The sequence below is a fragment of the Providencia sp. PROV267 genome (assembly GCF_028477825.1).
Taxonomy (GTDB): domain Bacteria; phylum Pseudomonadota; class Gammaproteobacteria; order Enterobacterales; family Enterobacteriaceae; genus Providencia; species Providencia stuartii.
The window spans coordinates 326,722-350,021 of the sequence record NZ_JAMPLX010000009.1; the positions used below are offsets into that span (position 1 = coordinate 326,722).

General features: G+C 38.0%; 21 protein-coding genes. 2 read left to right on the plus strand and 19 right to left on the minus strand.

From position 1 onward, the window contains the following. Positions 1-80: 80 nt before the first annotated feature. From phoA to PR709_RS08445, 4 genes are all read right to left on the minus strand, one after another. Positions 81-1,520, minus strand: a complete 1,440-nt coding sequence (phoA, locus tag PR709_RS08430; RefSeq protein WP_014656836.1) for an alkaline phosphatase — start codon at positions 1,518-1,520, stop codon at positions 81-83. A gap of 201 nt (positions 1,521-1,721) precedes the next feature. Next, on the minus strand, positions 1,722-3,308 hold the full coding sequence (locus PR709_RS08435) for an alpha/beta hydrolase-fold protein (RefSeq protein ID WP_223854867.1): 1,587 nt from the start codon (positions 3,306-3,308) through the stop codon (positions 1,722-1,724). 56 nt (positions 3,309-3,364) lie between these two features. Then, a complete protein-coding gene (locus PR709_RS08440; RefSeq protein ID WP_230084732.1) occupies positions 3,365-3,970 on the minus strand; it encodes a DUF3156 family protein in 606 nt (201 codons plus the stop codon). After that, on the minus strand, positions 3,945-5,438 hold the full coding sequence (locus PR709_RS08445) for an APC family permease (protein WP_004926576.1): 1,494 nt from the start codon (positions 5,436-5,438) through the stop codon (positions 3,945-3,947). The genes PR709_RS08440 and PR709_RS08445 overlap by 26 nt, the downstream gene beginning before the upstream one ends. A 398-nt stretch (positions 5,439-5,836) precedes the next feature. Between PR709_RS08445 and PR709_RS08450 the strand changes: the two genes are divergently transcribed. Beyond that, positions 5,837-6,508 (plus strand): LuxR C-terminal-related transcriptional regulator, encoded by a 672-nt coding sequence (locus PR709_RS08450; RefSeq protein ID WP_014656840.1) that lies wholly within the window; start codon positions 5,837-5,839, stop codon positions 6,506-6,508. A 239-nt stretch (positions 6,509-6,747) separates the two neighbouring features. On the opposite strand, the gene PR709_RS08455 is transcribed toward PR709_RS08450, so the two are convergent. The 15 genes from PR709_RS08455 to PR709_RS08525 all read right to left on the minus strand — a co-directional run bounded on the left by PR709_RS08455 (position 6,748) and on the right by PR709_RS08525 (position 21,974). Next, entirely contained in the window at positions 6,748-7,518 is a 771-nt protein-coding gene (locus PR709_RS08455; protein WP_014656841.1) for an N-acetylmuramoyl-L-alanine amidase, read from the minus strand. 140 nt (positions 7,519-7,658) lie between these two features. Next, positions 7,659-8,456, minus strand: a complete 798-nt coding sequence (locus PR709_RS08460; protein ID WP_036941938.1) for a methylenetetrahydrofolate reductase — start codon at positions 8,454-8,456, stop codon at positions 7,659-7,661. A 600-nt stretch (positions 8,457-9,056) separates the two neighbouring features. Then, a complete protein-coding gene (locus PR709_RS08465; RefSeq protein ID WP_101495259.1) occupies positions 9,057-10,079 on the minus strand; it encodes a PapG chaperone-binding domain-containing protein in 1,023 nt (340 codons plus the stop codon). Positions 10,080-10,097: 18 nt separating this feature from the next. After that, positions 10,098-10,631 carry a fimbrial protein gene (locus tag PR709_RS08470; RefSeq protein WP_004926558.1) on the minus strand — a complete coding sequence of 178 codons (534 nt, stop codon included), beginning with the start codon at positions 10,629-10,631 and terminating at the stop codon, positions 10,098-10,100. Between the two features lie 14 nt (positions 10,632-10,645). Further along, positions 10,646-11,146, minus strand: a complete 501-nt coding sequence (locus tag PR709_RS08475) for a fimbrial protein (protein WP_004926555.1) — start codon at positions 11,144-11,146, stop codon at positions 10,646-10,648. Then, a complete protein-coding gene (locus tag PR709_RS08480) occupies positions 11,139-11,537 on the minus strand; it encodes a hypothetical protein (RefSeq protein ID WP_014656844.1) in 399 nt (132 codons plus the stop codon). Before PR709_RS08480 ends, PR709_RS08475 begins: the two co-directional genes overlap by 8 nt. 28 nt (positions 11,538-11,565) lie before the next feature. Beyond that, positions 11,566-12,273, minus strand: a complete 708-nt coding sequence (locus PR709_RS08485) for a fimbrial biogenesis chaperone (protein WP_004926549.1) — start codon at positions 12,271-12,273, stop codon at positions 11,566-11,568. Positions 12,274-12,282: 9 nt separating this feature from the next. Further along, positions 12,283-14,757 (minus strand): fimbria/pilus outer membrane usher protein, encoded by a 2,475-nt coding sequence (locus PR709_RS08490; RefSeq protein ID WP_004926546.1) that lies wholly within the window; start codon positions 14,755-14,757, stop codon positions 12,283-12,285. A gap of 14 nt (positions 14,758-14,771) precedes the next feature. Beyond that, positions 14,772-15,314: a fimbrial protein gene (locus PR709_RS08495; RefSeq protein ID WP_004926542.1), complete on the minus strand. Its 543-nt coding sequence runs from the start codon at positions 15,312-15,314 to the stop codon at positions 14,772-14,774. 58 nt (positions 15,315-15,372) lie between these two features. Beyond that, positions 15,373-15,915: a fimbrial protein gene (locus tag PR709_RS08500; protein WP_004926539.1), complete on the minus strand. Its 543-nt coding sequence runs from the start codon at positions 15,913-15,915 to the stop codon at positions 15,373-15,375. A 265-nt stretch (positions 15,916-16,180) separates the two neighbouring features. Further along, on the minus strand, positions 16,181-16,468 hold the full coding sequence (locus PR709_RS08505; protein ID WP_004926536.1) for a helix-turn-helix domain-containing protein: 288 nt from the start codon (positions 16,466-16,468) through the stop codon (positions 16,181-16,183). A gap of 1,258 nt (positions 16,469-17,726) precedes the next feature. Next, positions 17,727-19,220, minus strand: a complete 1,494-nt coding sequence (locus PR709_RS08510; RefSeq protein WP_004926533.1) for an aldehyde dehydrogenase family protein — start codon at positions 19,218-19,220, stop codon at positions 17,727-17,729. Positions 19,221-19,247: 27 nt separating this feature from the next. Continuing rightward, the gene (locus PR709_RS08515; protein ID WP_004926531.1) at positions 19,248-19,616 is read right to left on the minus strand and encodes a cupin domain-containing protein; all 369 of its coding nucleotides are present in this window, start codon (positions 19,614-19,616) and stop codon (positions 19,248-19,250) included. A 46-nt stretch (positions 19,617-19,662) separates the two neighbouring features. After that, positions 19,663-20,967: an NAD(P)/FAD-dependent oxidoreductase gene (locus PR709_RS08520; RefSeq protein WP_004926527.1), complete on the minus strand. Its 1,305-nt coding sequence runs from the start codon at positions 20,965-20,967 to the stop codon at positions 19,663-19,665. A gap of 236 nt (positions 20,968-21,203) precedes the next feature. Then, positions 21,204-21,974 carry a helix-turn-helix transcriptional regulator gene (locus PR709_RS08525; RefSeq protein WP_014656847.1) on the minus strand — a complete coding sequence of 257 codons (771 nt, stop codon included), beginning with the start codon at positions 21,972-21,974 and terminating at the stop codon, positions 21,204-21,206. 340 nt (positions 21,975-22,314) lie between these two features. Between PR709_RS08525 and uriH the strand changes: the two genes are divergently transcribed. Further along, the gene (uriH, locus tag PR709_RS08530; RefSeq protein ID WP_004926521.1) at positions 22,315-23,259 is read left to right on the plus strand and encodes a uridine-preferring nucleoside hydrolase UriH; all 945 of its coding nucleotides are present in this window, start codon (positions 22,315-22,317) and stop codon (positions 23,257-23,259) included. The last annotated feature ends 41 nt before the right edge of the window (positions 23,260-23,300 follow it).

Genomic DNA, 23,300 nt, shown 5'->3' on the forward strand with positions numbered 1-23,300 from the left:
ATAGCGGGAGGTTAAAAAGAAGGGGCAATAAAAAATCCTCCGCAATCTCCTATCGCAGAGGATTCCACTTACAGGTTGGTTTATTGTTTCAATCCCATGGCATCGCGCATGGTAAAGAACAAATCGGTTTGGTCAGTTAACCCCATGACGTTAGCGGCATGTGGGCCATACGCTGCAACGCGTAACTGTGCGCCGGTGTGCTCTTGTGAATCTTCTTCTTCAGAGTTACCGTAGTTAACCACCATGACGGAACCATCTTTTGTGATCAATGCTTGTGTTAACCCAGTAGACTTGGTTCCTTCAGGGATAATTTGGCTGGAGTGCGCGTGGTCAGCAGTGACAATCACCAATGTATCACCGTGTTTTTTCGCAAACTCTAAGCCAACTTGTACGGCTTCATCCAAAGCTACCGTCTCACCAATTTGGCCACATGGATTAGCCATATGGTCTTGTTTATCAATCGAAGCACTTTCAACTTGCAAGAAGAAACCATTCGGGTTGACTTGCAACAGATCGATTGCTTTTTGTGTCATTTGAGCCAATGTCGGTGCATTTGGATCTAGCTTAGCGTTCGGTTTGCACTCAAGCGGTGGATTATTGATATTGCCATAATGCGTTGCTTTAGGGCCTTCCCAAGCAACCGCCATATTGCCATCATGGAATAGGCCTAAAACAGGTTTATCTTGGTTTGCAACAGTAACCGCATCTAAGGATTTGGCATCACGCACGATATTGAAACCACGCTCCTTTGCTTGCTCCTCTAGCGTTTTACCTTTGTACTCACCGGCTTTCGCCACTTGTTTAAAGCTTTTCGCACCACCACCTAATGTAACATCAGCACGGGTAACCAGCAGTTGCTCAGTGATTGAACCACGACCGCCATTCTCTAAGGCATTGCTCGCACATTTTGCGGAGGTTTCTTCTGGCCCATAACATTTACGCGCTGTGACATGGGAAAATTGCGCGGCTGGGGTCGCATCTTGAATTTCAGAGGTCGTCACGTTACCTGTCGCTTTACCATGGCGCTTAGCGATTTCAAGTAAGGTTTCATGGTCTTTATCAAACACATCAACACCTAAAGCACCGTTATAGGTTTTCACGCCAGAAGACCAAGCTGTCGCTGAAGCGGCTGAATCTGTTACGTAATCAGGTTTTTTCGTCTTTTTATCTAATGCGTAGTGAGTATATTGACCAGTAATAGGTAATGCGTCGATACCTTTAAAGAAACCGCCTGCCCCTTCTGCATAATTACGTGCCACCGTAATTTCAGAGTCGCCCATACCATCACCAATAAACAGAATGACGTTTTTCGCCTGCCCATTATGGAGCGCCGCTTTCATAATATCGGTTTGCTCTTGTGCTAGGCGACGAGCACCGCCAAATTTAGTGATATCACCTTGTGCTGCGCGATTTTGTGAAACCGCATCTGTCGGCGTTGCCGCATATACAGGGATAGCACTACCAAAAATCATTGTACTTACAGCAACAGCTAAAATCGATTTCATGCAATGACCTGTCATAACCATTTCCTTGCCAATAATAAAAAGAAATTAAATATGTAATTGCTTCAAATAATGACAGGCATGCTAATTGAGTCAGATGACAGTTGCATGACGCTTTTATGTCGAAAAAAAGATCATTGTCATTAAGAATAAAAAAAGCAGCCTAACGACACGGTGGCTGCTTCCATTATTGTTTTTCTTTGGGTCAATTAAATGACACTATTGTTTCGGTGGTTCCGCCATTAAGTAACGAGTTCCTGTATAGAGCGTTTCACACCAAGAGACATAATCATGTCCACTTGGTAGCTCAGTCGCTTCCACCTGATAACCTTTATGCTTCAATACATCCAATAATCGATAATGATTTTGAATGATACCGCCCCAACTACCACGTTGCTCAAATAGCCCCGCTTCAAGGTAAAAACGCAATGGTTTTTTCGACATCTGCTCTATTTCGCGGATCAGCCACTCAGGCTCTTTTCCTTTAGGTGCCCACCAATAAGAGCCTGACATACTAAGTACATTGCCGAATAATTCAGGATGTGAGAGGGCGTTCCAAGTCGCGCCTAATCCTCCATAACTCGATCCGGCAATAATGGTTGACTGTGCAGGAGCTTGGATGCCTTTTGTTGCTAAGACAGGCATCAGCTCTTTTGACAGCATCTTCGGAAAATCAGGATTTGGTGGTAACTCGACGTTGCGGCGCTCGGAGCTAATGCTATCAAGGAACACCACATACATTGGTGGTATTGCGCCCTCCGACATCCACTTATCAAAAAAGTCAGCCATTTTGTAAGTATGCAAGTAGGTTTGCCCATCTAATAATACCAACACCGATGGCTTACTCATTGCGACCGCAGGGCGATACAGATAAATCTGCCTATCATTATTTAACAGGTTACTGTGAAAATTAAATGATTCTAAGCGGCCTTTACGTTGGTGCCCCTCAATCTTGGCAAAGTCGCATTGACGTTTTTCTGGCGCTAATGACAATAATGAAAAGCGATTATAGCGATCCGTCGCAAATGACGGGATCCCATGCGCATTGAATGGATCGGCTTGTGCCGTCGCCAAAATCGCTTTGCGTTGTGCGAACCCACCTTCTGTCACTTTCGGCACATCAGGGGCGATTTTATATTGTGACAAAGTGTCTTTCGGAACGATAAAAGTGCGATACCAGATATCCGTATTCGGGATATGGGCCATGGTTTCATGATTCCCTGAAGGCGCACCTAAAATATAAGCATTAGCGGTTGCACCACGCCATAAAAAAGTGACCTTCTTTTGTCCTTTTTTATACTCTTCAACTAAGGGGGTTCCCTGTGCTTTTACCTCTCGCCAAAAAGCGTCTGTCGTTTTCTCTTGTTTATGTGCATCAAGTAAAGCTTGTAATTTAGGGCTATCAATTTTATGTTCCGCTTCAATCGCTAATGGTTGATAGTCAGTTAAATTAAATTTGAGATGCCAAGGCTGCTCCGGTGCACCTTGTAAATTGAGGTAATATTGCCCCTGCTTGGGCACAATATAAGAGACAGAATGCGGCTCTGTTTGTGGTAAATGTTGTACTAACACGCGAATGGGTTGCTTATCATTCCCTGAAAGCACAGCTTCTGAAATACCATCCCCCTCTTGGCGAATGTACTGTTTATTTGAGATTTCAACCAGCAAACAGCTATGACCTTCGCTATTATGAATCCCCTCAATAGAAGGAGATAATTCATCCAAGCGAATACAATCTGGAACGGCTGCCATAGCTGCCGATGAAAGTAAGATACAGCCTAATAACGGTAACGATTTCACATCCATTTCCATTGAGAAAGAGTTTCAATAGCAAACATTACTATCAAATTAACATTTCAAACTCAATGATTACCATAATGTTTTTCCATAAATTGCTGGAATAATTGCAATGCACTTAATAGGCGGTGCCTTTGTTCTGGTGTTAAACGTAAATAACGGCGGATTGCTGGCATTCGACACACCATCTCGGAAGCGGTAAAAGGCTCTATTTCACAATGCCAAACCCCATCTTTGATCACTAAGTGAAAATAATTAAAGTCTAACTCTTCAAGTGTTTGAGCAATAATGGGGTACTCTTTCAATAAATTAACGACGGCTTGCCCTTCTTCATCCTTCGAGATGAAATGAACATGTTTTTGCTTTAAGCTCCCGCGGGTTTTCACCGTAATTTGTGCATTGATAGCTGAACCACAGCGCCCTGTCACAGAAAAACGGCTAAATACAATAAACGCCATAAATAAGGTTTTAACACGTTCAGTCACTCGAATAGTCAATGACGCCTGCGGGTGTATTAGGAGCTCCCCTGGAGCTCCCCATTCACATTGATACGGTAAAATATCACGCTCTACCCTATTCAAGGTTAACCCTTGTTGATAACCTACTGGCAACCGTTTTTTATTTAAACGCTGCCAAATGTTGCCCTTAGGCAAGGTTGCGTAGTGGCTCAATTTTCACCCCCTTCAACTCTTCCTCAGTAAAGGTGCTTGATAGCACTTGCTCAACTGGAACAGGTTTAAATGGATTTACTTTCTGCACAAAGACAGTCCAAATTAAAGCGTAACTTGCTGTCAGACTTAACATAATAATAAAAGGAATGTAGACATCAGACTTATTCATTCCCGGCGGCGTAATATAAATAATCGCCAAGATAATGCCGACGCTAGAAATAATTTGTGGAAGCGGGAAAAACGGTGAACGATAAGCGCGATGTAAATCAGGACGACGAATACGTAATAGAATAACCGAGATAGTCACCAACAAATACGCCGTTCCCCAAGAACATACTGCCGCTAAAACTAATGGAATGATCCGGTCTAAATCACCTTGGATCGCGAAAGTATGTAGACAAGGGATCATCACCGCCACAAAAATACCAAATACTGGTGTTTTAAAACGTGGATGCAGGTAAGCAAAGATGCGAGGTAATGCGCCATCAAGAGCCATACCATAAAGGATCCGTGGCACCGCCGCCATCAATGTGTTAATCGTTGCACCACCCGCTAATAACAGCGCAATACCAATCCAATATTTACCAATATCCCCAAACACTTGCCCCGCGAAAGCAGGGATCGCCATTGGTGTTTCTAACAAGCTAACATTGTTCGCGGGATCAACAATGATGTTTTCAACTTGGTGTGTCATTGAAGCACCAAATAAGAACATACAAAAAGCCACACCACACAGCCCCGTTGCCATGGCGCGAGGAATAACTTTTGCTGAATTTTTAATTTCAGGGGCCATCGGTGTGACCAATTCACAACCGACAAACATAAACATCGCCATCCCCACAAAGCTTAACACGAGTGTTGGGTCTGAAATATTTAATCCAAGACCAAACCAGCCTTCAGCTGATGCATGGAATGGCATTAATAATCCGGCAATACCAAATATGACTAAAGTACTCCACATCGCAAACGTGAGCACCACTTCCACTTTACTGAAAGCTTCGATACCAAAGGCATTGAGTAGGCCGAATGTGATCACTAAGCCAACCCCAACCATCCAAGAAGTGTTACTGGTTTCCATCACGGTATTGAGACTTTCAAAGTTTACCAATGCCATGATACCCGACAGAATTGTCTCCGCCGTTCCTGCAAACACATGCACAATCAAATAGGCTGATAATGCCCCCGTAATTGCCCAAAAACGCCCCATACCACATGAAATATAATCATAGACAGAACCTGATGTTGGCAAAATCGCCGCTGCTTCAGAGAATGTCGTCAACTGAGCTTGCATCATGATAAAACTCAGCAGTACGGCTAACGCAAAAGTATCACCGCCGATCCCGAAACCGCTTGTCACCGTCAAGATGACAGGGCTTGCCATAATTACACCCACAGAGCTAGCTAGGGTCGTTGGAAACCCTACTTTCCCCTTTTCAATATGTGAGGTTAATTTTGAGGATATATTCATTTTGCTTCCCTCTCTTTCTCAGAACACAGTCATGATTGTGAATTTTTTGTAAAAATAGAGTGACTGCATTGCCACTATAGAAATAAGCATAATCTTGCCGCTATCGTCCTAAAGGACGATACCCATAGGGGGAGGGAATAAAGGGGATAGCCGCGAAAAGTACCGGATAAATTGCAAAAAAAACAAATAACACATTAAAAATCAACAAATAACAGACAACTGGATTATTAATATGTTAATAAAGTAGTAACGAAAGATACAGATTGGCGAATTGAGTGAGTTGGCTTATCACCGATGAAGTTTAAATATTGTAATCAAGCTCACGTTATTAACATGTTTATTTTATGTTAACAAAAATTAGTTGCATGATAATGATTGGACCCACTACGGAAGGTAATATGATGAAGACACCCCCTTTGTGCTACCACCAGCGAACATTAATCAACTGTTGCTTGAACACAATTGCTCATATTATTCCTGTTTCGGCATCCGTTTATTACTTGGTGGATGATTTTTGGCAGCCTGATAACCATGTGCTCTATGGTATTAGCTCACGTATGCATCAAGATTATTTAAAGCATTTTTATCAGTTAGATCCGTTACACCCCGATAAATTCCGAGGTGATGATTTACGATTAGTCAGAATGGCACCTGACATGAAACAACAAAGCCAAGAGTTTTATAACGACTTTATGAGGCCAAATAATATTACAGATATGGCAGAGATTTTTATCCGTCGTAAAAACAAGATCATCGCAGGGATCTCCGTATTGCGGGATGCTCCCTTTCAACAACAAGAAGTTATGCGGCTTAATGCAATTTTACCTATTGCTGAATTAATGACTTTTGACATTTTGCCTGATTCTCTGGTTTCTTATACCCCAAAGGAGCAAGAGATCATTCACTTAGTCCGAGAAGGCGCAAGCAATAAACGTATCGCTTTGCAACTTGGGGTATCACTGTCTACGGTGAAAACCCATTTACGCAATATTTTTACTAAGGCGAATGTCAGCAACCGCACAGAACTGGTTTCATCCGGTTTTATTATTCGCCAAGAAAAGATGCTGTGAGTGCTTAGACACAGCCCTTAATAAATTCATGGAAAAACCAATATATTTGATTCATTAACTATATAATTATTTGTTTATTTAATAATACAACTGGGAGTAAATGCATTGGCAACGCCCCTATTACATTGCTCTCCAAATAGGATTGAACACCAATGCATTTCATTCTTAAATAAATACGTTCACTATCACACTCAATGAAGTATTAGGCAAAGTCCTGTTATTCAACTAACGCAATTACATTAAGGGAAGTACTTTTCAACTAAGGCATAAATGATCGCAACCGTCTCAACATCCGCAATACCATCATAGTTTTCTGGTCTAAAGTGAAGCTGAAAAGCTCGAATTAACATTTTATAGCCATTATCTGTATTCGCTTTTGAAACGTCATACCCATAGCGTTTTAACTTCTCTAAAATTTCTGCTTTTTCTGGTAATCCCCCGTTATATTTCTGCATATAACAAGATTTAGTCGCCTCATCATACCAAGCCCCAATTCCTGCATCATAAAGTTGTTTCCAAGGAAACGCTGCACCGGGATCACTTTTACGCCCATCAGGTGCAATATCCGCATGTCCGACAATATTGGTAGGAATAATATCAGGGTAACGTTCGATAATATTTAATGCTAATTGTTTGATTGCTTCAATTTGCACTTCATTATATGGCGGAAAAAGAAAATTCCCGTTGTTATCTTGAGCTTCATTGACAATTTCAATACCTATCGAAGTATCGTTCAAGTTAGTTCTACCAGCCCATGCACTCACGCCTGCATGCCAAGCTCTTTCATTTTCATCAACTAAATTAAAAACTCTCATCTCCTTAAACCCAGCATCTGTATACATTTTATCTGTTGGATCGGGAACTAAATAATGAGCACTTACAGCGGCATTTCCTGATAATGCATTAACTGAACCTTGAAAATTCAAAGCAGTGTAATGCATGACTAAAAACCTTACTCTACGATTAAAACCTTTTATTGAACGGTACGCATTGTAATCGACTTTTAACATTATCATGCCCTCATTGATACTGAATTAGCCTAACAAGGATAAAATTAAAACTGATTATCATCCCCTATTGTCGTTGGGATAAAACCAATATTAATTTCGCTGGAAAAAATAGTTCAATCTATCAGTGATATTCAGATGATTCATCTCAATTTATCAAATAGCTTTTTGACCATCTCTGCATTATTTAATGTAAAAAAATGCAATCGCTTGTTTTCTTTTATATACTCTCCGATGAGAAATTGAGTAAGCTGAATACCAAATGCCCTATGGTTATTAATATTACTCGGTCTTATGTGTTTCTTTATCCATAATGGATAATCGATCGCATTATTTTTAAAAAACGATTCGATAAAACTAAAGTTAAGCATAGGCATCATTGATATTGTGATAGGAATATCATTCCCCAATTGCTTTTTCATATAAGAAAATGCATTTTTATTCAAACATAATTGACTAATAAGCTCTGTAACGCCTAATTGCAATTTTTTTCTTAGCCAATCAATTTCTATTTCAGGTGTGATACTCTCTTTGTGATAATCAGGATAAATACTGGATTTTATCATCACTTCAGGGTATCTCCTCCGAATAAAATCAATAAGTTCTATGCCATAATTAAATGGGAGTTCCTCATCAAAACGGTGTCTATCCCCCCTAATGACAAACAATTCTGTTATATCATTCTTCAAATACTCTTCAATAATAAAACATAACTCACATTCATCTTTATTATTAATCGCAATATGAGGAACCACATTTACATGAGTAAGGTTCTTTAATTCACAACACGTATTATAGGTATCTCGCCATTCAGTTTTACCTATCTCAGTATTCACTGTATAGAATAAGGGCGTTAGCTCTTCAGTATTTTTTAGCAAATGTTCTAATGTATTATCTATTTTAGACATAGCACTGATTTCAAAGCTCAAGGCTGTTTCCATATACATACCCTCGCTCTCTAACATTTCGCCACTAAAGCTTCACTCATTCATTAATCATAAGTAACAGCATCCCAAAAAACAAAACAATCGAACATTTAAAATAGAGGACATCTTATACCTTTAATCATTTTATTAAACGTTTATAGATGACTTGAAACACGGTTCCTCAACTCACTATTCTATAGAGAAAACACTGAATTATTTTAATTTTATATTCAATAACTTTATCCTTTTATTTAAATTATAGTTCATCATAGGAGAACAACTAAAATACTTCAACAAACAAAATACGCATAAAACGAGTGGTGTTTTTCTATCAACTCAGTCATGGCGCATATTCACGAACTCATCGAACAGACAGAATCAATCAATATTTAATTGATTACGAGGTTGATATAGGAAATCAAACGATTAATTTCATTATTATTGGTGCTTATTATTTTGAAAATTAAAAATGGTGATAGTGAACTCAGAAGATGAAGAGAATCATAAAACAAAGCATATATTAACACGTATAATGACTCATTATACGTGTTAATATCAATAAAAAATGGTAAAAATCAATCCATTGATTTTCACCATCGCCAAACGTAATTCAAATTAAATATACTCAAAAATTAATACACCACCACCACTCATATTACCTACCGATGCATTAGCCCTATTTTTTCCTAATGTCATACCAATATCTAATGTTTTATTTGTAATGCCTTGTAAAGTGGTAATTAACTGTTTTTTATTATCCACGGATAGCTCACCATACCAACCCGATGACGTGTTACCTAAATCTAAACTAGTACGAGTTGGATTAGCACTATCAATTGGTTTTGATGGTCGGTAAGTCACTTTAATATTGCCTGGATGAGTGCAACTAACCGTTATTGTTTTAGTCAAATTTTTACCTTCTGCTAATGACTGAGGTAATGTACCAAAATTAAAATCTAATTGAGTTTTATCGACTCGACACGTATTCACCACCGTGACATAAAAGTTTAACCTTGCTGAGTTTTTAGGCTGGATTAGCGCAACAGAACTTAACCATTTACTAGGTACCTCCGGATTCCTTACCCCAAACAAAGTTGTATCCACTTGAATAATATGCGGTGTACTTCTAATCGGTAAATTTGTATTACTAATTAAAGTTACTGCCGTTTGCCCACTAAAAGCCATCGGTGTATAAGGTACTGAATTGCACGTTGCACGCCCGACATTACCTGCACTTTGACCTATTTTTGCGTATTGAGCATTAGGATATCCCGAAATTGATCCCAAAGATTGAGGTAAAACAATTCTAAAATCAAATGCCTTCCGCGTTACAGGATCAACATATCTCACTGTATTTGGTACGATAACATACTGCACGTTAATTGAATTAGGAGAACCACCATAAGGAGCACAGGCACGAGTCCCCCAAGCATATTCTGTCATTCTCCCGCCAGAGCTACTTAAAATGGCATTCAACGTTAAGTTTACACCATTAAAATTAGCCCCTGTCCAAGTTGTATTTGCGGTAAACTGAGTGCCATTATATCCCATGACAGTCCAATCATCAGGGTCTCCAGCGGAGCTAATATTTGAAAAAGCAAATAATACGACCGGTAGTAAAGAAAAAAATTTTTTCATCATAAGACCTAATTCAGATTATAAATAACTCATCAAAATAGCCACCGTACTGTCAAAGCTACCTTCAGTTAATAGTGATTTATCAGGTGTAATTAAAGATGCACGAAGAATAAATGAGCCTTCTAGCTCATTACTCCCAAAAGGGATCCACTTATTTAAATCAAGATTAGTATTTTCTTTTGTCAACGAAATTCCTAATCCCTCCTTTGATGTGCGTAATACATTATTACCTACCTGTGTATAAATGCCATATTTTGTCGGATATAAATATAAGCTCATCACTTTGTTAGCGGGTACTGAACTACCAGCGCAGTTATATTTAAGTTGAATATCTTGATAAGCAGTTCCACTCTCTACGTCAGAAAAATCAATGTTATCAAAGTTCACAAACAAGGGTGATTGATTATTATTGCCTAAAACGGTACAGACCGGAGCAACAATCGTTGCACTAATATTTATTCTGACATCTGCACGACCGCTATTAAAATCAGCGGCAAGACTCCAATTGGATAGAAACAATAATAATAAGAGTAACTGTCTTGTCTTTATCATATTATTTCCTCTTATTAATTATAATTAACCATAACACTTGCTGTGCCATGAATAGTGCCAGGTTTAGCGAAATCACCTTTAGTTAAAAATGCATTTAAAACTAATTCTGCTTTACTATCATTAGTAACCTGTACTTCTAAAGGTTGATTAAATGATATAGGCTCCCCACTCATGCTTTCTAGGCCGACAATGAGACCGGTTCCACCTTGCGTTTTCAAATAATCAACGCCATTTCGCCTATATACATTAGTAGAGTCTAATGAAATTTTTATAATCTTATTCATCAGTGTCGGCGTACAATTTTGAAATTCAATTGCAAATGATTTTTTATCCGAGATATTGCCACCGATTTCAATATAGCCTAATGAATAAGGTATGAATTGAACTGTTATATCTGATTGTTTAATTTCACACTTTTTATCAACTAAATTACCATTAAAATTAATAACCAATTCACTGGCAAAAGCGGGAGATACCATCAAGCTAAGTAATATGACCAGTATTTTTTTAATCATAATCTAGCTCCATAATCACTGCTCTACCCTTAATTTTTTTAGTCTGTAGATAAACATTATTTCTACCTGAGAATAGCTTCTGAGATGCCATCACTTGCTGATTACCTTCAAACACTTTCGCTTTTGCCTGTAATGGAATTTTTATATTATTATCATTAAACAAGCATTTATCTAACTCAATAAAAAAGAAACTTCCAACATATTCATTAGCTAAAATGACACACGGAGAGTACATTAAACTTATTTTAAAATTCAGTTTTCCACTTAATTCATTCATCTTCATTGCAGATGTCACATCATTCGAAGGAAAATAATTGTTTTCCTCATACTGAGTGGCCATGCTACTAAATGAAATAAATAAAGTGTAAAACACTAAATAAAAATACTTCATTGCACTCTCACTTTGTTAGCTCTGAAATTTATTGTTTATCAGCTTTACAGACGGATGCATCACAGTTAAATGAAACTGTTGGCCTTCCGCCATAGTCGTTAATATAAGTAAGATAAGGCTTTTGAAAATGAGCAGTCTTGACTTGATAAGAACCAAAAGGTTCGATCATAAACGAATCAAAGGCGCCATTTTCTGACTTATTTCTATCACCGGCTAAGCCTATCACGGTCAAATAAAAAGGTGATGTATTTTTAACCACATAACCATTACTGACAGATTGTAATTCTAAATCTAAAGCCCAATTGGTTTTTGCCTTATCTAAAATCGCCTCTGGGCGATAGAATAATTTAATTCTTGACTGTAATGCGACCTGCATAACATTCGGTTTATCACTTTTAGGCGGGATCTCTCTTAAATTAAAGTAATAAACAGACTCTCTATCTTTCGGTAACTGAGATACATCCGTCGTCGAGATTCGAATCATACTTTTTACGTTTGGTTCCAAACGTTGAACCAATGGTGTTGCAATTAACGGCCCTGTTGTTAATTTATTACCATCTTTATCATCAATCCAAGCCTGAGCTAAATAGGGCAAAGTATCACTTTGATTCTCAATATTAATAATGACTGGATTAGAGCTCCCTTCTACTATCGCTCTTGTTCTATCAAGAGAAACCGCGGCCATGCTGTTATGTGCTATAAATAATAGTGGAATTAACAATAATTTATATTTCATAAAAACTCTCTATTTCTCACAAATTAAAATAATTTGATTTACATTATCTAAGGTTGGTAAGGTCGTACTGCATTGTATTTTATTAGACCAGTTGATATTTAACTTTTCTTCTGATTGAACCGCTGTTAACCAAACTAATCCATTATCGCTTACAATCCCGACCTCTCGTCCTTTTTCATTTAATACCTGAGAACCAAATGGTGGTGACCCTGAGTTATCAGACATTTTAATCGTTGCAAATAATTTAAAACCTTTATCTGCACTTATTTTTCTATATCCAATAGCGCCTTCTGTTAAGGCGATATCATAAATTGTATTTGATGATTCAATATTATCTGGTAATTTACTCATATCCACATTGTAACTATTTTTATAATAGTTAGTCATGTTAGGAATAACGCCAATACCTAATCCATTCGTCACGGTTGTACCATTATTTAAAGGAACATCCGCGATATTATTTGTGTCTATCATTAACCTTGAGGCAGAAGAATATGATGAACTGTGTAAAGCTACACCATGTTGCGTCAATGTCACCCCACCATTGAGTCCTAAGCCTAAACTACTATCCCCTTTATCCGAGATAGACATATTACTATTGATAGATGCATAGCGTGTCGGTAAATCATACATTCCAGCAAGTGTACTTTGTTTTTTGGCATCTTTACCGTAGCTTGTCGATGCACTTATATTATAGTAGTCATTATCATCTGTTAAATTAGACACTGAAACACGCGAATTATAAGTATCGTTATATTTCATTGTATCAAAAGTATAAAACTGCTTACCAAATGGCACAGAAAGCATTAAGCTAATTTGGTCATCATATTTATTTTGATAATAACTTCTATTTGCTGATAATGTAATGCTTCCTCCCTGTAGTTTTAAGTAAGGAAGATTGATACTTTTACCTATATTAAGACCATATTGATGAGTTTGACCTCTATCCCAATATTGTTGCAATTGATAATTTAAGTTTATATTAAACTCACCTAAGCGCTTAGAAAGCGTTATTTGATAACGTTCTTTTTCGCTATCAACAACCCTATCATCTCTTAAATCTAAATATTGGGATAATGTATAGTATTTTCTATCAGTAAATCGATATCCTGCAAAAGTTAAGTCCATATCGTAGTCATCGAATGTTTTCGAGTAATTAACACTGTATGAGTTACCTGAAGGACTATCATGATCTAATTGTGCGAACGAACGCGTAATGTTCACAGAAAGTGCACCAAACCGATTCATAAAACGACCAACACCTAATGAAACCTGTTGATAGCCTTGGCTAATATCTGTTGCACCGTTTAACGACCAATTGTTATTTAAACCGTGAGAAGCCTCTGCTCTAAAAAAGAACACACCACGATATACCGAATGATCCACTTTTGTCGGTTGCCCCGCAGATACGTTATATCGTGTGGTGCCCGGACGCGTTAAATACGGAACATTCGAACTACTCACTGTAAATTGTTGTTCAGTACCATCCTGCTCAATAATTTTTACGTTAAGCTCACCACGAGTTCCACTGTTTAATGATTGAATCTTAAATGGTCCAGCAGGTACATTTCCATCGTGCAATACACGTCCAAGTTGTGTAATGACAACTCGTGCATTCGTTTTAGCTATACCTGTTATCTCTGGTGCATATCCACGTAACCTTGGTGGTAACATGGAATCATTAGTGAATAATGATAATCCTGTAAATTTAATTGGCTCTAAAATTTGTGAGGGGGTTGTACTCTCACCAATCACTAATTTAGAATCTAGCGCTTTTATATTTCTATATAAATAAATGGCATTAAATAAAAAATTACGTATTGTCGATGTTTTACCATTGGAATTTTGTCTTTGATAATTACCATAGTATTCACTACGTAGGCGCCATGCTCCCATATTGGCGCCAAGATATCCACTAATGGAAGCAATCTGATTCTTTAAGCTATCCCGATCACTATATTGATAGTTTGCATTATAGTCTAATAACAACCCACTGATACCTTCATCCCACAATGATTTCGGTAACCAGTTATTATCCATATATTCGAGATATAATTGTGGTATATTCAGCGTCACAGTGCCTTCGGATAAATTAGGGACAACACTGACCCCTTTTAATGCCGAAAAATCAATACACGCCCCATCATTCCAATAGGTTAATTGGTCAATATACTTTTCTTTAATACCTAAGCTATTAATGTATGACTTATCAATGCACACATCACTGACAGAGGCATCTGTACTATCACCAATAATTTGAATAGGAACTGTAGACTGCGTCAATTGAGTGCTATTTATAATGATGTTAAAGAAATAAGTTCCCGGTAGAATGAAATTAGGATTTTTAAATCTTGAGACGTCAATGTTAGCTTTATCTTCGCTATCAAGTATATCGGTATTAAACTCTACAGCGTAAGACACTTTAGTCAAACAAAGCATCGATACCATGAATATCGTTATTTTTTCTTTTGTTGATAACATCATAAATACTCATTAGATTAATAGTAATCGATATCAAATGTAATGATACTTGAGAATTCTCCTAATTGAGGCTTTAGCTTATCAACAACAATAACCTCAGATAAAAAGTCTAATTGCTGTTCATTAATCGATTTTGTTTTCCCGGATATTCTTTTTAATTTATAAATTGGGTAGTATTGATTAGGTTTAACAACATCGTTTCCACTTAATATATAAATAGCTAAACCATCGGCATCATTAAATTTAAAGCCATTAAAATTATTTGTTGCTGGACCTGTAAACTTTATTCGTACAGGCGATTTTTCATCATTGAAGTAAGAATTTGATAATTGGCAATTATTTAAAATTATTTTAAATGGTTTCTTTATCTTATTTTCTTCTAACTTGCTTAAGGCATAGGCACCAAAATCAATAATTTGGTCTTTACTCGTCAATTGAATTGAGCAACCAGAAGCGAGTACCTCTCCTTTTACTGTTGCCTGTCCCCAATTCATTGCAGCAAAGACTGGCATACTGAAAATAGGTGAGAATAACAGAGTAATAATCAGCAAGCTTTTCATAGTATTAATTTTTCAAATTATAGGCTCCTTCGCCTAATAGTGAAGGAGCCTGTATAACTTACTGGTATGCGATTTCGAAAGTAGAGATCGTTGAGAAATCACCTGCTGTTACAGCATTAGCACCCACCTTCTTAACGAAAGCAGAATAAGTCAATGTATTATCACCATCACGTAGGTTCAGTGCCGCAGGGGTTCCAAAAGTAATATCTTGGATACCAACTGCAACGTTTGCTGCGCTACCTGATGTTGCTAAAAGATTTTGACCTGCAATTTTGCTAACACCATCAAAAGTAATCGTTGCGGTCTTAGTAACTGTGACTGGGTTTTGTGGATCTGTATCGTCAATAGAAGTCAAAGAACAATTTTTCAGGTTCAATTCAAAATTTTTGTATTTTGAATCGCCCGCATTTAATTGGCTTAGAGATAGCTGGCCAAAATCAACAACCGTTGCCGTACCGCCTTGACCCGCATCTAGGTTACAAGGAGTATCACGAACTTCACCTTTGAAAGTCACGGTGCCTGAGTTAACGTCTGCAAGTGAAGCGAAAGATGTGGTTAACATAGCCGCTGCTAATACAGCCATAGCTTTATTTAATTTCATACTATTTCCTATCAATGTTTTAAGTTTAATTATAAATTGAATAATAAAATTAAGACTATTTAATTACTCAACACAGATAAACATATCTGTATTAGAAAGCATTTTAGATAAAACACTTTCTAATACATAAAAATTCACGAAGTCCATCCCCATTAGCTATAAAGCTAAAAGGTTAATTTAATATATTAGAAAGACAATACAGCTAAAACTAGTTTAACTTTTACCTATACTATAAAGATTCTTTAAACAGAAATAGGTTATCATTTCATAACATGTAATCTTTTGGTGTTATATGGCAATCATCAGACTTAAAGAATGACGAATATGAAATAAAGTCTAAAAATGACACATTCATCACTGATAGTATAAATGTAAAATCTGATAATGAGAGTGTATGATAACCTCTTTCATACCGTGAAATTTGCTGTTGACTTACACCTATTAATTTACCAAGCTCAGCTCCCGTTAACCCTTTTTTTATTCTAATCATTCTTATAAATTCACCAATTTCAGAGTTAATCACATCAAAATGTTCTTTTTCTTGTGAAACCATAAAACAATCTCTCTAGTGCAAGTATTTATCAGAATAAAAAAAATGAAAAACCAAATAGAAATAAATTATTAGATAATTAAATACTCTTTATTTGCATGTAATCTAACTCTTATCTATATTCGATTAAAGAAGTTTATTTCGATCGAACAAACCACTTACGATAGGTGAGACCTATCAAGTGACGTAAATTGTTCGATGAATTAAATAATAATATAAATACAACTACTGGATTTTCACAACTAACCAAATGATTAAAAAGACTTTTTGAATAATACACTTTAAATGATTACTTTATATTTTAATAATCCCATTAAATTAATATACGTATATTTACCCATTATTATTAAAATAAATTTTTACATATGAAAACATTAAAAAATACGTATACCCATTTATCATGTTTTTCGCTAAAATAATTTTTTAGACAAAAACAAACTTAATAACATTATCGTAAATAAAATAACCAAAAGCAAAAACAACTAAAATGAGTTTCATTATTTTTTATAATATTTAAAATTAAAAAATAAACATTTTAATTGTCTTTATGATTATTTACCCCTACCATCAAAGCATTATCTACTAAATTATCTTGTATCTCACTCATCGATTTTTGTAAATTCAAGTAAACTCTCTTTTCGTGTTAATTTTTAATATGTTTCCCAAAAACCAACACAAAACCATATCGAGAATTTGTCGTTTGAGAGTTAATAGTGAATGCCGTTACAAATAACCTTCAAATCGGTTACCTGTACATTGATAACTCGCTCTTGCTAGGTGGCTTTTGAACGTGACACTGAAACTGAAATGAGTTTACGGCGATTTGATATCTATCTTTAGACTAAAAATAATTAATGGATAAGCGGTATCCTGCATCGTCTCACAATCAATATCAGAAAACGTTCTAACCTATCTAAAAGGCATTCTGTGCCCTACCTAACACTGGGTTATGTACGTTGTTAAGGCACTCTCTTCGAAGATTGTGATACCGACGTTACCAAGAGGAAAAAGATAACAAAAGCTCAGGGAGCACGGGTTTTCATGAGTGACCTCCACTGATAATTTTCTCCAGCCGAGTCTCAACGTCCCTTTAAGGCTAATGTTAGAAAAGCTGCGCCTGACTTTTTGGAGATAAAAAAAACCCAGCGTTAGCTGGGCAACCACTATAAAATTGACTCAAAAAATACTCGATACAACACGTCCAAATACAACTACTGGCAACACTGCATTGGAGGCATGCTGAATACAACAACATTAACAATTAATAACGAACCATGACCGACTTCAGTTCTGTGTAATGTTCAATAAACGCACTGCCGAATTCACGACCGATACCCGAGGATTTAATCCCGCCAAAAGGTACGGCAGGGTCAAGGAATGTGTGCATATTGACCCAAACGGTTCCTGCCTCGATACGTGAAATCATACGCATCGCCTTACTCAGATCGTTAGTCCAAAGGCTCGCAGCCAAACCAAATGGCGTACTGTTCATCTGTTCGATCAACTCTTCTTCATCATCGTAACTTAAGAAAGTACCCACTGGACCGAATGTTTCTTCTTTCATTAACGCATCATCTGGGCTGTTCGCACGGATAATGGTTGGCGGTACGAAATAACCCGCACCAGCTATCGGCTGACCACCGTAGACAATTTCATTGCCTTCTTTACGCGCTTTCTCAAATAACCCTAAAATCTTTTCATAATGGGCTTTATTCGCCAATGGCCCCATTTCGGTTGTTTCATCCAACGGAGAACCAATTTTCAAGGTAGATAAACGCTGTTTAAGCTGAGCTAATACTTCATCCATCAAAGAAGATGGGATATAGAAACGCTCCGCTGCCGCACAAATCTGGCCTTGATTGAGGTAACCCGCTTCAATAATGCCATCAACAATTTTTTCAACAGGCAGGTCAGCCAAGAAAGCCGCCCCATTCTTACCGCCTAATTCGAGAGTTACACGGGTGAGTTTCCCTTCCATTGCAGCTCGGCCTACGGCAAGTCCTGTGGGTACTGACCCCGTAAAGGTCACTTTCGAACATAATGGGTGACTAATTAACGCTGGGCCAACTTCACGACCACCGCCGTTAACAATATTAATAACACCATCAGGGATCCCAGCTTCTTTGGCTAATTCAACCACTCTCAGCATAGTTAACGGTGTAAATTCGCTCGGTTTTAAAACAATAGTACAACCACAAGTCAGCGCCGCTGCCAACTTCCAAATGGAAATCATAATTGAGAAGTTCCACGGAATAATGCCGGCAACAACCCCTACTGGTTCACGCTGGGTAAAGGCTGAATACTGTTCACCTTTAAATGATGGTAGAGAGACATTCAGTGTTTCACCGCTAATTTTTGTCGCCCAACCTGCAAAATAACGTAAGAACTGAGCAGCAGAGCCAACTTCAAGAAAACGCGATAATTGGATGGTTTTCCCTGAACATAAGGTTTCTAACTGCGCCAGCTCTTCAAGATGTTTTTCGAGCAAGTCCGCTAAGCGATTGAGGCAGTTACCTCTCTCCATCGGCGTTGTTTTTGCCCAAGCACCACGAAAAGCGGTGTAAGCAGCCTGCATAGCAGCATCCACTTCGGCCTTAGTGCCTTCTTTCACTTTCGCGATAACTTGCTCTGTGGCAGGGTTAACGACTTCAAAGAAGGCATCCCCCTCACCGGAAACTGGCTGGCCGTTGATAAAATGTCCATGTTGACGTTGCAAAAACGCACTAACTTCCGGCAATAGGGCTAATTGATTCATCGTTATCACTCCACTTTTAAAAATAAATTATGCGTTTACACAAGCAAGATAATGCTTAACAAAACGCTCAGCGGTGATCTCCCATAGGACTTCAGTGCCTTTAGCAGCAAACCAAGTGTCACCTTTATGATATTCAACAGTCTTACCTGTTTTGACATCAGTCAGTTTGACTGAGCCTTCGTATACTGTCGCCATTTCATCAAATGGGTAAACCATTTTAAACTTACCTTTAGTACAGGCAAAAATACCACACGTTAGGTTATCTGTTGGCTCACCATGGATCATCGCAACGCTAGCTTGTGGGTCACCTTCAACAACCTCTGATCCTAAATTGGTTACACTACCAATATTCAGTAAATCAGGAAGTGGTTTGTTTAACAGTAGTGGACTAATCATGACTTCACCTTTTTATTTATTAACACGATGGTACAAAATAGTTGAGTTAGCGGCGCCCCTGCCAGTAACCCGATGTTTGGTGCATAATTTTTGCCAGTGATACGATGACATTACGCAGTTTGTCCTTACCAATGATGTTGGCATGAGGAATAGAACTCATTAAGTCATAACGGCTTGACCCTTCGACCATACCTTCTGCAAGCACTTTGCACACGATCTGGCTCGGCGTCACACCAAAACCGGAATAGCCTTGTACATAAAATACATTTTTATGTTGTGGCAATGTTCCTATTTGCGGGAATAGGTTCGCACTACATGCCATCGGTCCGCCCCATGCTAATTCGATTTTGACATCTTTTAGATAGGGGAAAACTTTTAGCATCAAATTACGGTTCCAAGCTTTTAGATCAGACGGGATATACTCAAGAAAATGCGTTGAGCTACCAAACAGCAGCCTGTTTTCTTTTGTCACTCGGTAATAATCAATGACAGGGCGAATATCACTGTAAGCACCACGAATAGGGCTAATTTGCTCAATGAGTTCTTCAGGTAACTCTTCTGTCATTAATTGATAAGCGTAGGTATTAATGGTTTTTGGGTAAATTGTGGGTTCAAGACCATTCAGGAATGAGTCACAAGCCCATAGCATTTTTTGCGCTCGCACAGATCCCATTGCCGTACGCACTGTGATGGTATTACCATATTCCACATTGACGACTTGGCTGTTTTCGAAAATTTTCGCGCCATAGACTTCGCTAATAGCTTTTGCTTCACCCAAGAGTAAATTCAAGGAGTGAACATGACCGCCGCCCATATGCTTGATGCCACAGGTATATGCATCCGAACCAATGATCTGTTTAAGATCAGAGCCTGAGTAAAACTCAATTTCCTCATCTGGATCGACGGCTTTAAAATCATTCAACCAACTGCGTAACGTTTTTTCTTGGCGTTTGTTACTCCCTAAGTAGGCGTAACCACGACAAAAATCGGCATCAATATTATATTTAGCAATACGGTCGCGCATGATCCCCGCCCCCATGTTGCTAAGCTTAAAAATAGTTTCTAAACCTTCCTTGCCAACATATTTTTTAATGGCGTCAATATCATGACCGATTCCCGCCATGACTTGTCCACCGTTACGCCCTGAACCGCCATATCCCAAATAACGCCCTTCTAAAATCGCGATATTGGTGATGCCTTTTTCACATAATTCAAGTGCCGTATGGATACCGGAAAAGCCACCACCAATGATCACAACGTCAACATCTAAGTCTTCTCTCAATGTTGGAAAACGTAGGTCATACTTTTTAGTAGCAGCGTAATAAGTTAATGATTCTACTTGGTTATTCATAATGGATACCCTATTTAGTATCTTTCGATAACCTCGATTATCTTAACCTTGCTTTAACATTTACATAGCCCTTTAGGGATATTTGAAACATTGATTTAACATTTGTGACACAGGTAGAATATTTCGATATAAACAACTAATTTAAAAACATAACAAAAACAAATTAAATCATAATATTACGTATTATTTTTATATTAATAATCACAATTTTAAAGTCATGCTTGATGTTAGAAATTTCAACACAAACAGCGACGATAAGAAGGGTGGTTTCGATGATTCATTAATAAGTTAAACAATTCTGCTTGAGAATTAATATCCAACTTTTGATAGATATTCTTACGATGGTTTTTTACTGTGCCTAAACTAATAAAGAGAGACTGCGCAATCTGCGGAGAGCCTTTACCTTCAAGGATCAGCTCCACTATTTCACACTCTCTTGGCGTTAAACCGAAACGAGTCTGCATATCTGCTAAGCGATAGTGGCTAGAAACATCATTTGGAGAAATTTCTTTATGCAGTTTTGCCATGCTACGAATAATTTCAAATGCTTCTTTTAAAGGTGCCTGTGTTGATTTTTCAGATAAAAACGGTTCATCTTCATTACCAAAAAAGATCCCTAACTGCCTATCTGCGGTGATTTCCAGTAGCAGCCCCGCTTCATCACACCAACCTGTTTTCCGGTAAAAATTGAGATAGTAATCCGTGTGATAAAAACCTTTTGGTGCTAGTTCTCTCAATGTCAGCACCTGTGAACCTCCCCCTTTTTGTAACTCTTGGTAGAAAGGATCCATAAGGTAAGCCCCGCGTTGATAAATGCGGTTCACACTGTCACTGTTGCGCTTTTCAACTTTCGATAAAAAGCGTGGTGGGGCATCTTTTTCAAATGAATAAACAATGGCATTATCAAATGCAATAAATGATGATAGCCATGATAATAAATTAGGATAAAATTGGTTGGTTGCAACAGAATCAATCACATCAGGTAGTTTATCCAGATAGTTTTCCATTCTGCCTCCAAAGTCATTAACTTATTAATAAGCTATTTTCTTTCAGCGATAAAATCAGCTGCCAAAAGCTTATAAAAACCACATTATCCTAAGCAACTCAATCCAATTGTTATTAATATGTTAATCAAATCACACTCTCGTCCAAAAGTATTAATAATTTGTTACCAACTATTTATCACCATCCATATAAATCCGAGATGTATCACAGGAAATGTACACGCAATTTTTTAACCTTAATAACACGCTTAGATAGACTCAATTAGCAATGGATCCTATGGTTAAGCTCATTCCTTAATACATTCATGCTTAACCATTTTCCTGCCAACTTTAGGAGAGAAAAATGCCACAAAAGAAAATCATTTTAGACTGCGACCCCGGCCATGATGATGCAATGGCAATTCTATTGGCATTAGGGCATCCTGATATCGATGTGCTAGCAATTACTACTGTCGTCGGTAATCAAACGTTAGATAAAGTCACCCACAACGCTCAAGCCATCACTGAATTCGCTGGTGGAAAACAAATCCCTATTGCAGCAGGCTGTCCTCGCCCACTAATACGTAATATCCAAAATGCGGCAGAAGTACATGGTATAAGTGGCCTTGATGGCACCCATCTTCCTTCCCCTACACAGCCACTCGATAAGCGCCATGCCGTTGATCTCATCATAGATACCCTAAAATCCCATCCACCTAAAACGGTCACACTCGTTCCTACTGCGGGGCTAACTAATATTGCCCTTGCTGTAAGAAAAGCGCCTGAGATCGTCGATTTAGTTAAAGAAGTGGTTTTAATGGGAGGAGGCTACCACACCGGAAATCGTTCTGCGGTCGCCGAATTCAATATTGCTATCGACCCAGAAGCTGCTCATATTGTGTTTAATGAACGCTGGCCACTCACCATGGTAGGCCTCGATTTAACACACCAAGCAAGGCCGACAGACAAAATTATGGCCGATATCGCCGCACTCAATACACCGATAAGCCAGTTTGTCGTGGACTCATTAAGTTACTACACTGCGGGATATCGCCAACGTAATGGAACCAATGAGCACGCCCCTGTGCATGACCCTTGCGCTGTTGCTTATGTTATTGATCCAACATTAATCACAACCCAAAAAGCGCCGGTAAATATTGAATTACAAGGGGCACTGACCACAGGGATGACTGTCACTGATTTCCGGCATCCGCCAGCTAGCGACTGCCATACGCAAGTTGCGACTCGATTGGATAATGCTAGATTGTGGGAATTGTTTATTGATTCATTGAAAAGATTACCTAATTAGGCCTTTTCAAAACAAGGGTAGCCAATGTTTCCATTCGCTAC

Coding starts and splice junctions, on each gene's coding strand:
- PR709_RS08450 (WP_014656840.1), top strand. CDS start 5,837: ATGATGAAGACACCCCCTTTGTGCTACCACCAGCGAACATTAATCAAC.
- uriH (WP_004926521.1), top strand. CDS start 22,315: ATGCCACAAAAGAAAATCATTTTAGACTGCGACCCCGGCCATGATGAT.
- PR709_RS08500 (WP_004926539.1), bottom strand. CDS start 15,915: ATGAAATTAAATAAAGCTATGGCTGTATTAGCAGCGGCTATGTTAACC.
- PR709_RS08510 (WP_004926533.1), bottom strand. CDS start 19,220: ATGAATCAATTAGCCCTATTGCCGGAAGTTAGTGCGTTTTTGCAACGT.
- PR709_RS08525 (WP_014656847.1), bottom strand. CDS start 21,974: ATGGAAAACTATCTGGATAAACTACCTGATGTGATTGATTCTGTTGCA.
- PR709_RS08445 (WP_004926576.1), bottom strand. CDS start 5,438: ATGAATATATCCTCAAAATTAACCTCACATATTGAAAAGGGGAAAGTA.
- phoA (WP_014656836.1), bottom strand. CDS start 1,520: ATGACAGGTCATTGCATGAAATCGATTTTAGCTGTTGCTGTAAGTACA.
- PR709_RS08505 (WP_004926536.1), bottom strand. CDS start 16,468: ATGGTTTCACAAGAAAAAGAACATTTTGATGTGATTAACTCTGAAATT.
- PR709_RS08470 (WP_004926558.1), bottom strand. CDS start 10,631: ATGATAAAGACAAGACAGTTACTCTTATTATTATTGTTTCTATCCAAT.
- PR709_RS08485 (WP_004926549.1), bottom strand. CDS start 12,273: ATGAAATATAAATTATTGTTAATTCCACTATTATTTATAGCACATAAC.
- PR709_RS08520 (WP_004926527.1), bottom strand. CDS start 20,967: ATGAATAACCAAGTAGAATCATTAACTTATTACGCTGCTACTAAAAAG.
- PR709_RS08435 (WP_223854867.1), bottom strand. CDS start 3,308: ATGGATGTGAAATCGTTACCGTTATTAGGCTGTATCTTACTTTCATCG.
- PR709_RS08490 (WP_004926546.1), bottom strand. CDS start 14,757: ATGATGTTATCAACAAAAGAAAAAATAACGATATTCATGGTATCGATG.
- PR709_RS08515 (WP_004926531.1), bottom strand. CDS start 19,616: ATGATTAGTCCACTACTGTTAAACAAACCACTTCCTGATTTACTGAAT.
- PR709_RS08455 (WP_014656841.1), bottom strand. CDS start 7,518: ATGTTAAAAGTCGATTACAATGCGTACCGTTCAATAAAAGGTTTTAAT.
- PR709_RS08495 (WP_004926542.1), bottom strand. CDS start 15,314: ATGAAAAGCTTGCTGATTATTACTCTGTTATTCTCACCTATTTTCAGT.
- PR709_RS08460 (WP_036941938.1), bottom strand. CDS start 8,456: ATGGAAACAGCCTTGAGCTTTGAAATCAGTGCTATGTCTAAAATAGAT.
- PR709_RS08480 (WP_014656844.1), bottom strand. CDS start 11,537: ATGAAGTATTTTTATTTAGTGTTTTACACTTTATTTATTTCATTTAGT.
- PR709_RS08465 (WP_101495259.1), bottom strand. CDS start 10,079: ATGAAAAAATTTTTTTCTTTACTACCGGTCGTATTATTTGCTTTTTCA.
- PR709_RS08475 (WP_004926555.1), bottom strand. CDS start 11,146: ATGATTAAAAAAATACTGGTCATATTACTTAGCTTGATGGTATCTCCC.